A 10,323-nucleotide genomic window follows, 5' to 3' on the forward strand; every position below is an offset into this window, starting at 1 on the left:
AAGCTCATCTTATTTTCAATTAAGAAAAGCTTTAACTTTTAGATTTCTCTTTCAGATTACTGATTTTATAAGGCTTACTAATCAATAGATTTTACTTTTATGCCATTCTTTTTAAGAAGATTGGCAAAAATCCCATCACCATCAATAAGTTTTCCTGAGTATGTGCCATCATAAATCTTTCCATGACCGCACATTGGCGACTTACTTTTTAGAAGAGCTTCAGTTGCTCCACTAATTTTTGCAAGCTTGAGAGCTTGCTCGGCACCGAGTAGGTATTCGCTTGTGACATCCTTACCTGATTTGGAAATGACCTTGTCGCCCTGGATTTCCGCTGGCTCACGAGGAGTAGAGAGTCCTCCTAGTTGTTCTGGACAAACAGGTAGGGCCTGGCCAGATTTGACCATTTCTACGATTTCATTTCTTTCTTGATGCTTACAGTCGTAACGACAATTCACACCGGCCAAACAGGCACTTACGATTTTCATGAGCAAAAAACTACCATAATGACGCATTGTTGCAAGCTTTTTGTTATTTTTTCATTAGAATAGGTCCTCAGGATGGACACACCTTGTTAAATATGATTTATTTTGTCAGATATTTTACAAGACTAATGAGGCATAGAATGTTTAAAAGATTATCAAAGCTCTTTGTGATGGGGACACTCGTGGGCTGTGGTGCTGGAAAAGGTTCTGCTCCAACGGGCACCGTAAGAGGCACACAGGGAATCGAGACGAAGAATGTCAACGAGCTCGCAGAGAAAATAAATTTTAAATGTGGAAGCGCAAATAATGATTGCCCAGATTCTTTTGGGCTTATTCTTAATGGTAAGAACCCAAGGGCCGAAAACTTTCATTGCTCTGGTTTCTTTGTTGCCAAAGACTTAATTCTCACAAGTTCTAAATGTATAAAAGATGCTTATATCGACTCACGCGATCTTTGTGAGAGCAATCTTGCGGTTAAAGATATTCACAATAATACGGCCCTTTGCTCAGAGGTTGTTTACAAGGCCGATGAACATAGTAAACTCTATAAGACTGACTTTGCTCTTGTGAGATTAGATCGAGAGTTGGATGTGACTCCAGTCAGCTTCAATCTCGCAGGGTTTTCAGAATATAGGGCCTACTCATTTTGGAGTGCTAATAGACATATCAAAATGATAATTTTGAATTGAGAAAAACTCAGTTTTGTCGACGTACAAAGAAGAATGTTGTCTTTCCAGAGGGAAGATCAAGTAATGATAAAACAGTCGCCTTTAAAAACTGTAAGATAGATAAGGGTGATCTTGGTGCGGGGCTAATTGATTCAAATGGCGCTGTTACAGGACTTGTTTGGGGCAGTGAGAAGAGAACTGGTGAGTATGATCGTTTTATGAGCGGAAAGGCCGGACGCTCTTTGATGTATTCATCGCCACTATCATGTATCGTGAATAGTTTTCCTGAGTTATTTCCTGGATACGAGATAGAAGACACTGTTAAAGAAGAGTGTGAAGTTCAAAGAAGTCGAAATACAATTGGACAATTCTTTAAAACCCTTACCGAAATTTTCTTAACAAAGAAGCAACAGGTCGTTAGTAAGGTGATTAATATTTCTCATAGAAATAGAACATCCAAGTCGTTCTATAAGATTGATCACCCAGAGTGTATAAGTAATATCTATGACGACATTGAGGCCTGTGAATTCTATCCTTCTCTTTATACATCTTATGAGATTCGTAGAAAGAATATTGATAGATGCTATAAGACAAAGAGAATCAAGTCTCGAATAGAGAAGACGTTATTTGGGGATTTCGATCTTGATATTTATATCGATGGAAATTTCTATCTGACTTTCACCTTACCATCTTGTCATTAAAATAAGCGATAGAGTAAACTGCTGGCCCTAGGGCTAGCAGTTTCTTAAAGATAAGGAAACTCCTTGTCCAACTCCAACACACATTGAAGCAAGACCTTCTTTTAGTGCCTTATCATTTTGCATAATATGAGTCATTGTTGTGACAATTCTGGCCCCTGAGCATCCCAGTGGGTGTCCTAGAGAAATGGCCCCTCCATTGAGATTGACGATTTCTTCATCTAGACCAAGCTCTCGAATACATCCCAAACTCTGAGCTGCAAAAGCTTCGTTTAATTCAACGACATCAAAATCAGAAATCTTCTTTCCAAATTTATTCATAAGTCTGCGTGTTGATTCAACAGGACCAAGACCCATGATATTTGGATGAATACCTCTCACTCCTGCTCCTGTAATTTCAGCCAGGGGAGTTAAATTATGTCTTTTTAAAAAGTCCTCAGAAACAAGTGCGACACAGGCGGCACCATCATTCATTGATGAGGCATTTCCCGCAGTAACTGTTCCATCCTTTTTAAAAACAGCTCTAAGCTTATTCATTTTTTCAAGAGTTGTATCGGCCCTTGGCCCTTCGTCTCTTGAGACTGTGAAGCTTTCCTTTCTTAGCTGAACTTCAACAGGTAGAACCTCATTATCAAATTTCCCTGCTTCCCAAGCAGCAATCGCCTTTTGATGTGACTTTAAAGCGAATATATCTTGATCTTCTCTTGAGATATTTAATTTTTGGGCAACTTCTTCTGCTGTTTCACCCATGCCATAAAGAGGAAACATTTCCTTCATCTTCGGATTGGGAAAACGCCAACCAAAAGTTGTATCAAACATTTGAGAGTCTCTACCAAATGGTGTGCTCCCCTTGGAAACGACAAGTGGCGCTCTTGTCATGCTTTCTGCTCCACCAACAAGAATACAGTCGGCCATCCCTGATTGGATTCTGGCCCAACCATCAATAATTGCATCTAATGAAGAGGCACAAAGCCTATTCATTGTAACTCCTGGCACCTCAAATGGAAGTCCCGCTAATAGAGCAGACATACGTGCAAGGTTTCTATTATCTTCTCCCGCCTGATTAGCGCAACCGGCGATGACATCATCAATTTCACTCATATCAAAGTCAAAACTCTCTTTAAAATTTTTAAAGAGGTGAGCTAGCATATCGTCAACTCTGACGTGTGAGAGTTTTCCTCCAAGTCGTCCAATAGGTGTTCTCTTGGCATGTATAATATATGTTGGTTTCATTCTATCTCCTTATAAGTGGATTCTTAACTTTCTACTGGCCCTATATCTAGGATCTCCTGTCACTTGGTGCAATTCATCGAGCACCTGCACAATCTTGTCATGCCCAATTTGTTGTGCCCACTCAAATGGACCTAGAGGATAATTGACCCCATATTTCATGGCCGTATCGATATCTTCTACCGTGGCCATTTTGTCTTCAAGTGAGAAATAGGCCTCATTGATAATCATGGAAATGATACGAGGATAATTAAAGCAAATCCCGACGTTATTGACCGACTCTAATTCAAAACCAATCAGTTTAAAAAAGTCTGTGGCCTCTTCATAGACTTCGAGATCTTTTGTATAAATTTCTATGGTTTTATTTGGACTGAAAAAGGCCCCTGCAAAGGCGCCGGAAATTTGAGGGTAGTGCTCCAGTAGGTATTCCCCCCAATTAATTGTCATGTCACTTATAATATCACCATCGTAGAATTGTGATATCTTCTCATATAAATCAGTTTTGATTCTCTATCAAAACAAGTGAAGTCATAGACAATATCAGCTTCTTCAAAGTCTGAGGCGTCAAGTTCCCAGATTGCCACAGGATCAACTTCAAGTGACTTAAAGTCTTTTGACTTAAATTTTGAAGCGAGCGGGTGATTATAAGAGGTGAGGATAAGTCTATTTCTCATATTTATAAAATCCTTCTTGGGTCTTTCTTCCTGTTCTTCCACTTTCAACCATTTCTCGTTGAATGCGATGTGGTCTAAATCGTGGTTCATTGTAAAAAGATTTCCATACACTCTGTGTGACATCGTAATTGACATCAATTCCAATAAGGTCCATGAGTGTAAATGGTCCCATTCTAAAACCTCCAACACTTGTCATGACTCTGTCGAGTTCTTCAATTCTCTCTTGATTATGATTTTCTAGAATATGTAGAGCTTCCCCGTAGAAACTTCTGGCAACTCTATTAACAATAAATCCTGGAGAGTCCTGACAGATTGCTGGCTTCTTTGATCTCTTTGAGAACCAATCAAAGAGCTCATCTGATACTTGCTTATCAAGCCATGGGGTTTGAATAATTTCAACTAACTTCATAATAGGAGCAGGGTTAAAGAAGTGTAATCCTAAGGTACGCTTCTTTCTCTTCTCACTAAGGTCTCTGGCAAGGGTTGTAATAGGAATACTCGAAGTGTTAGAGGCAATAATACATTCTTCTTTCATGTTGAGATCAATCTTTTGAAAGAGCTCTCTTTTGATATCGAGGTTTTCAATGATGGCCTCAATCACTAGGTCGCAATCATGAGAATGCTCACTCATTTCAACTGGCTTAAGATTCTTTTTAAAGGCCTCGACTTCACTTGCCGAAAATTTACCTTTGTCCAAAAGTTTGTGCCATGAGTGATGAATTGTCTCTTGTGCGGAGAGGGCAACTTCAAAGACTGCATCGATTAACTCGACGTTAACCCCTTGTTGCGCAAACCATTGTGCGATTCCGCGTCCCATCGTCCCTGATCCAACAACTAGAACTTTGTTGATTTCCATTATTCTTCCTTAAATAAGCATGATGGCCTTTTTTTTTAGGCCATCATTGTGAGCTTGGGTGTGATTGTCTTAAATTACCTTTAAACTAACTTTAAACTATCTTTAAGCTATCTTTGAGGTTGTTCTTCTTCTCTGTACTCTGGAAGGATAAGACCTGCTTGATCACACATGTCTTGGACTTCTTTAACAAAGACATCTCTAACAACCGCATTAGTTCTCTTCTTTAAACCAAGCTTCACGTAGAGATCGTTTGATCTTCCCTTTGTTGATCCAAAGACATTCATAACTCTTGGCCACCAAAGATTAAGTCTTTCTTGTAGGAACTCTTTATTTTCACCTTTAGCAAGAATTTTAATCCACTTGTCACCATGGGCAAGGTGCATGATCTCTTCTTTGTAGATTCCTTCAATCCCTTTTTTCCATGGAAGATAGCTTGAGTCCAGAGTGTCTTCCAATTGGTGTCCTGCAGCTCTATCCATGAGGAAGTTAAAAAGAATGAAGTCTTCCCAATAGTTAATTCCGTAGTAGAAGATATTAACTCTGTAATCCTCTTTCAATCTTTGGAAACCGATATTTGCAGTATCTTCTTCCATTTTAAATCCAAGTTCTGTCTTTTCGATATGTGACATCACATCTTCACCAAGACCTTCTAGTAACTTATAGATCACGGAAGCGTGTCTCATTTCATCTTTTACGATTTGTGCAACAACAACTTTTTCTTGCATCGTTGGTGCTTTTTCGATCCATGGTGCATAACCTAAAGATCCTGAATATTCAGAGTCGTGTTGCATCCAAAGTAGATTTTTAAGGGCCTTCTTATAAAGTGGTGGAAGCTCTTCACCCTTATCGAATGTTCTTCCATTTTCAATTTCTTGAAATAGCGTTAGTTCTTCTTCTGTGTACTCTCTTGCTGCCATTTAATTCTCCTTAATTATTTTCCTAAAAATTTTGGTTCTCTTTTTTCAAAGAATGCGTTCAGTCCTTCTTGATAGTCCTCAGAATTACCTAGGAATCTTTGGGACTGAGTTTCTCTATCCATAGATTCATTATATGTTGAATCTATCGCCATTCCTATATTCTCTTTCATCGCTCTGAGACTTAGAGGGGCCATGCAGTTGATTTTCTGTGCCCATGTATAAGCTTGGTCTAAGAATTCTTCTGAAACACTATTTACTAAACCGACGCGGTTCATTTCTTCAGCACTCAGGGCCTCGTTAAAGAGGAAGAATTCTAAGGCCTTCTTTTCACCAAGAGCTCTTGTGAAGGCAAATGTTGAACCCGCATCTGGGCAAAGACCGAGTTTTGAAAAACCTGAAACAAACTTTGCTTTTGGGTGTGCCACGACAAGGTCACAGGCAAGAGCAACAGAGACGCCTGCACCTGCACAGACACCATTAATCGCTCCAATTACAATCTTCTTTGACTCTCTAATTGCATTAACAAGAGGGTTCCACTCTGTTTCAAGTGTTTTTCCTAAATCGACTGCACCTTCACCGGCCTGGACTGTTCTGTCGTTGAGATCCTGTCCAGAACAAAAGGCCTTACCTTCTGAAGTAAGTACTATACATCCAACTTCATCTTCTTTATTCAATTGACGAACGGCCTTAATGATTTCTAGTTTGGCCTCTTTTGTTAATGCACCATAGACTTCTGGACGATTAATTTTAATCGTTCCCGTAAAGTTTTCTTTTGTGACTATAATATTTTTAAATTCACTCATAATTACTTCCCTTTATATTCTGGAGCACGCTTTTCTAAAAAGGCCCGCATTCCTTCCTTTTGATCCTCTGAAGAAAATGTCAGATAGTAACTTCTTCTTTCGTAATCAAGAGCATCACTTAAACTCATCTCATAGGCTTTATTCACAGATTGCTTGCAAAGTTGAACCGCAACAGGTGCTCTTTGTGAGATTGTCTTGGCCAATTGGTAGGCCTCATCTAGTAGAGTCATCGAAGGGACAACTTTAGCAACTAGGCCCCATTCATCAGCTTGTCTTGCATTAATCATATCACCAGTCAGGGCAAGCATCATGGCCTTAGATTTTCCAATAGCTCTCGTTAGTCTTTGGCTACCACCGGCACCTGGTATTGTTCCGATTTTTATTTCTGGTTGACCAAACTTGGCCGAATCCCCAGCAATGATGAGATCACACATCATCGCCAATTCACAACCGCCACCTAGGGCGAAACCATTGACGGCGGCGATGATAGGTTTTGTCAGTAGATTAAATTGTTGTAGGTAGCGATATCTCTCACTTTGAAGCTGGTCAATGGCCGTGGCCTCAACCATTTGGGCGATATCTGCACCTGCTGCAAAGGCCTTGTCATTTCCTGTTAGGATCGTACATCTGATTTTTGGATCATCTTCGATTTTGTAGAGTGTCTCTACTAACTCTTTAATAAGATCTGTTGTTAAGGCATTAAGAACCTTTGGTCTATTAAGTTTAATGAGAGCTACGTGCTCATTATCCTTAAAAGAATAATCGACAATGATATTTTCCATCTTCCATCCATGGCCTGAGCCTTTAATAAGTATTCGAAATATTTTAGGAATTCCATTCTCTTTTGGATAGACCGAAGGTGTCATTGTCTTTCCAAGTACTTGAAAATCCGTGCTGGTTCTATCACTTAAGTGTATTTTACAATCTTTGTGTTGCGCTGCGTTCTTTTGTGCTATAAATCAGCATCTCGGAGGTTTGATGTCGCATAAATTATTATTGGCCTTATTAGTTTTGTCACTACAATCATTTAGTGCTGTTGGTAGCGAAATTTGTCATGAGCAAGTTGATAAGCAAAGAGTTATCACCTGCACTCAAGAAGATGGGACTAAAGTGGTGGAGACTTACTTTGAGAGTTATCCTGATAAAATTTCCGTTAAAGAGGTTTATCGTGAAGGCAAATTACATAGCTCGATAAGTTTTTCAACTTCAGGAAATGCTACGGCCAAGAGAACTTTTGAGTATAACGATCAGGATGATTCCTATCTTGAGTCGCGCTTCTATGGAGAAGAATTACGTGAAAAGAGAAGGTTACTTAAAGTTGGGGAGGATCTCATTGTTCTAGAGCAATATGGTTTTCATCCTCGGACTAAAGAGCTTGAGAGTATTGATATATTAGAAAAAGGAATCAAGACCAAGAGAAAGATCATTGAAAATAATCAGCATACGATGACTTATCAGTTTATTTATGATGCTGGCAGAATTATTGGTTTTTCCATCACTGATCTTGAGGGAAATCAAATAGGTGAGTATCACCAAAATAAGATCGGGATTCTTCCATCTGGAAAGGCCAATGCCAGTGTAAAGATCGCGATTATTGATTCTGGCTTCGATCATCAACACCCTGATCTTATCGATCATATCCTTGTTAATGAAAGAGATCCTATAGATGGAATTGATAATGATCAAGATGGTCTGATTGATAACTATCTTGGAACATTCTACGACGAAAATGGCGATTTGAACTTTACGAAGTTTGCGGCAGGATTCGATGGGATGTCTGATTTTTCAGATTCTATTTATACTCCAAAGCAATTTGGAATTCCCTTTGAAACTATTTCATTGAGAAGGGCCGGAAAGATTGATTCCCATGGAACTCATGTTGCCTCCCTTGCTCTAAGAGATCTTGAAGACACTTCTTTCTTACCTTTTGCTGGAGATTATGGAGATGCTAAATATCTTGAATTAATTTCAAGTAAATTAAAGGCCGAAAAAGTTGATTTTGTGAATATGAGCTTTTCATTCCCACATTATGCTACTGGTGATCTTCCACGCAAGACATTGATGAATCTTCAGAAGTTGATTTCAGATAACCCGGAAACTGTTTTCTTCGTCGCGGCCGGTAATGATGGGAAGCTCTTCAGTGGGGGACGCTTTAACTGTCTCTATCCTGCTTGTTATAAAATGGATAATGTTGTGACAATTGGTGCCACTAATGATGCTGACTGGCGTACTGATAATAATTATGAAATGGCCGATTTCTCAAACTATAGTGACAACTATGTTGATCTCTTCGCTCCAGGGACAAAGGTTAATGGAGCTCTCTTAGGAGGACTTGAGATAAGATATTCTGGAACTTCAATGGCCTCGCCAATGGCCTTAAATATCGCCGCCAAATTAAAGGAGCTCTACCCAAGTAAGAGTGCACTTGAGATAAAGAAGGCCATGGAGCAGAGTGCTCTTAAAGTTGATGGCATTCAGGCCACTTTTGGCGTTATCGATTTTAACAGAGCCAAAGAACTTTTGAATTAGAATTTAATACTACTCAAGGCGCGGATCACTTTGGTAAAATTTGATCCGTTGTACTTGGTCTTTGCCTGTTCAATAAACTTCTTCATCTCCCAATTCTCATCATCAATAATATAATTTACGAGATCATGGGCAATAATAAATAGCGCTGATTGAGGATGGATTCTGTTTGCCGTAAATCCATGAGGAAAACCTGTACCATCCGGTCTTTCATGGTGTTGAGCGACGATAGTATTTGCATCCATCGGAGCCTCTGGCATTTTATCGACAATCTCAGCGATCTTTTCAGGGTGACTTAGAAAAAGCTCCTTGTCTTCATCTGAAATACCTTCTAGTGCTTCTAGTTCTTTTTTTGTTTGAATTTTCACAAGCTTTGGATGATTTATCAAAGTTATATCATGAAGGTAGGAAGCAAAAATAAGCTTCTCTATCGTGGCCTCTTGACGCCATTCGAGAGCATGGCAAAGAGCGATGAGTAGTTGATTGAGAAGATTAACATGTGACTTATAGTAGTCATTATCATCTCTTTTAACCATGAGCTTCTTAAGAAGTTTAGAGAGTGCTGGGACTTTCTTAATCTGCGCCATCGTCTTCTTCACTTTGGCGGCAACTTCTTTTTCCATGTCTCTATCTATCTTAACGATATTATCGAGTTTTCTCACGGCCATTTCTTTTTCTTCTTGAGATGGAGTGATTTCTGGCTTTTCACCTTCTTCAATGGCCCTTGTGATTTCTTTGATATTCTTTTCAAGTGAAATTAGCAGCCAGTTGTAAGTCAATTTTTTAAGATAGAGGTAGTGAACATCTTTCTTTGCGTATCGCTCGACATCACTGTCCCAAACATCATCACCTTCGCTGAAGATCTTTAAGTATCTTCCCGTTGGAAGTTTTATATAGAGATCGTCTTCTAGATTCTCAAATACAGTGAGAACAGAGAATTTGACGGCACAGTATTCTTGGGGCGCTTCTGATTTATCTTCTTGAAAGAACTTTTTGATTGAGTCTTTTAGTTCCTCAACAGCGTTATCTTTAGAGACATGATCACTTATAAGCTCTACATTCTCAGCTGATTCTTTAAACTTCTTTGGTACGCCAATTGAAATAAATGGAATTTCGCGTTTGCTGTCGCTAAATGTCTTTAAGATATTGCTAAAGAGTTTCTCACCGATGTTGTAATCGGCAACGACAAGAACAACTTCTTGATCAGACTCAAAGAATTCGATGACCTCTAAGATATTAGTGTGACTAATGATCTCAAAGTTGAACTCACTTTGAATGGAGAAGCCAAAGAGATCAAGTAACTTCTCATGCTTCCCAATTAATAAAACTTTCTTACGCGTATCAGACATCAAGATATTATATGATAAAAAAAGAAATCTAGGTACCAGTATCTTTTCCTTATGAGGTTTGCGTTAAATGACACGACTCTCATAAGAAAAAGATACTGGTACCTTTTGCCTATTCTAAAT

At 39.1% G+C, this 10,323-nt stretch carries 12 protein-coding genes; 3 read left to right on the forward strand and 9 right to left on the reverse strand.

Translation table 11 applies throughout. The features are described from left to right. Positions 1–77 precede the first annotated feature (77 nt). Positions 78–485 (reverse strand): DUF523 domain-containing protein, encoded by a 408-nt coding sequence (locus M901_RS01605; protein WP_021276420.1) that lies wholly within the window; start codon positions 483–485, stop codon positions 78–80. 137 nt (positions 486–622) lie between these two features. Between M901_RS01605 and M901_RS01610 the strand changes: the two genes are divergently transcribed. Together M901_RS01610 and M901_RS01615 are read left to right on the forward strand one after the other, a co-directional pair. After that, positions 623–1,171, forward strand: coding sequence for a hypothetical protein (locus tag M901_RS01610; RefSeq protein WP_021276421.1), 549 nt, complete (start codon positions 623–625; stop codon positions 1,169–1,171). Next, entirely contained in the window at positions 1,168–1,851 is a 684-nt protein-coding gene (locus M901_RS01615; RefSeq protein ID WP_021276414.1) for a hypothetical protein, read from the forward strand. Before M901_RS01610 ends, M901_RS01615 begins: the two co-directional genes overlap by 4 nt. Before the next feature lie 33 nt (positions 1,852–1,884). Here M901_RS01615 and M901_RS01620 read toward each other — a convergent pair whose 3' ends face one another. The 7 genes from M901_RS01620 to M901_RS01650 all read right to left on the reverse strand — a co-directional run bounded on the left by M901_RS01620 (position 1,885) and on the right by M901_RS01650 (position 7,110). Continuing rightward, entirely contained in the window at positions 1,885–3,081 is a 1,197-nt protein-coding gene (locus tag M901_RS01620; protein ID WP_021276423.1) for a thiolase family protein, read from the reverse strand. Positions 3,082–3,090: 9 nt separating this feature from the next. Beyond that, positions 3,091–3,525: a 3-hydroxyacyl-CoA dehydrogenase family protein gene (locus M901_RS01625; protein WP_021276419.1), complete on the reverse strand. Its 435-nt coding sequence runs from the start codon at positions 3,523–3,525 to the stop codon at positions 3,091–3,093. Positions 3,526–3,530: 5 nt separating this feature from the next. Further along, the gene (locus M901_RS01630) at positions 3,531–3,752 is read right to left on the reverse strand and encodes a hypothetical protein (RefSeq protein ID WP_021276412.1); all 222 of its coding nucleotides are present in this window, start codon (positions 3,750–3,752) and stop codon (positions 3,531–3,533) included. Next, a complete protein-coding gene (locus tag M901_RS01635) occupies positions 3,742–4,608 on the reverse strand; it encodes a 3-hydroxyacyl-CoA dehydrogenase NAD-binding domain-containing protein (protein WP_021276415.1) in 867 nt (288 codons plus the stop codon). Before M901_RS01635 ends, M901_RS01630 begins: the two co-directional genes overlap by 11 nt. Before the next feature lie 107 nt (positions 4,609–4,715). After that, complete coding sequence (locus M901_RS01640) at positions 4,716–5,525, reverse strand: Phenylacetic acid catabolic protein (protein WP_021276417.1); 810 nt, start codon at positions 5,523–5,525, stop codon at positions 4,716–4,718. Between the two features lie 14 nt (positions 5,526–5,539). After that, entirely contained in the window at positions 5,540–6,328 is a 789-nt protein-coding gene (locus tag M901_RS01645; protein WP_021276413.1) for an enoyl-CoA hydratase/isomerase family protein, read from the reverse strand. 2 nt (positions 6,329–6,330) lie between these two features. Further along, a complete protein-coding gene (locus M901_RS01650) occupies positions 6,331–7,110 on the reverse strand; it encodes an enoyl-CoA hydratase-related protein (RefSeq protein ID WP_034719516.1) in 780 nt (259 codons plus the stop codon). Positions 7,111–7,306: 196 nt separating this feature from the next. Between M901_RS01650 and M901_RS01655 the strand changes: the two genes are divergently transcribed. Further along, a complete protein-coding gene (locus tag M901_RS01655) occupies positions 7,307–8,857 on the forward strand; it encodes a S8 family serine peptidase (RefSeq protein ID WP_021276422.1) in 1,551 nt (516 codons plus the stop codon). On the opposite strand, the gene M901_RS01660 is transcribed toward M901_RS01655, so the two are convergent. Next, a complete protein-coding gene (locus M901_RS01660) occupies positions 8,854–10,203 on the reverse strand; it encodes an HD-GYP domain-containing protein (RefSeq protein ID WP_021276416.1) in 1,350 nt (449 codons plus the stop codon). The genes M901_RS01655 and M901_RS01660 overlap by 4 nt on opposite strands. Between the last annotated feature and the right edge of the window lie 120 nt (positions 10,204–10,323).

It is taken from the genome of Bacteriovorax sp. DB6_IX (genome assembly GCF_000447775.1).
Lineage (GTDB): Bacteria > Bdellovibrionota > Bacteriovoracia > Bacteriovoracales > Bacteriovoracaceae > Halobacteriovorax_A.

Excerpts from the sequence above, each read along its gene's own strand:
- M901_RS01605 (WP_021276420.1), bottom strand. The coding sequence starts at position 485 with ATGAAAATCGTAAGTGCCTGTTTGGCCGGTGTGAATTGTCGTTACGAC.
- M901_RS01610 (WP_021276421.1), top strand. The coding sequence starts at position 623 with ATGTTTAAAAGATTATCAAAGCTCTTTGTGATGGGGACACTCGTGGGC.
- M901_RS01620 (WP_021276423.1), bottom strand. The coding sequence starts at position 3,081 with ATGAAACCAACATATATTATACATGCCAAGAGAACACCTATTGGACGA.
- M901_RS01625 (WP_021276419.1), bottom strand. The coding sequence starts at position 3,525 with ATGACAATTAATTGGGGGGAATACCTACTGGAGCACTACCCTCAAATT.
- M901_RS01630 (WP_021276412.1), bottom strand. The coding sequence starts at position 3,752 with ATGAGAAATAGACTTATCCTCACCTCTTATAATCACCCGCTCGCTTCA.
- M901_RS01635 (WP_021276415.1), bottom strand. The coding sequence starts at position 4,608 with ATGGAAATCAACAAAGTTCTAGTTGTTGGATCAGGGACGATGGGACGC.
- M901_RS01640 (WP_021276417.1), bottom strand. The coding sequence starts at position 5,525 with ATGGCAGCAAGAGAGTACACAGAAGAAGAACTAACGCTATTTCAAGAA.
- M901_RS01645 (WP_021276413.1), bottom strand. The coding sequence starts at position 6,328 with ATGAGTGAATTTAAAAATATTATAGTCACAAAAGAAAACTTTACGGGA.
- M901_RS01650 (WP_034719516.1), bottom strand. The coding sequence starts at position 7,110 with ATGGAAAATATCATTGTCGATTATTCTTTTAAGGATAATGAGCACGTA.
- M901_RS01655 (WP_021276422.1), top strand. The coding sequence starts at position 7,307 with ATGTCGCATAAATTATTATTGGCCTTATTAGTTTTGTCACTACAATCA.
- M901_RS01660 (WP_021276416.1), bottom strand. The coding sequence starts at position 10,203 with ATGTCTGATACGCGTAAGAAAGTTTTATTAATTGGGAAGCATGAGAAG.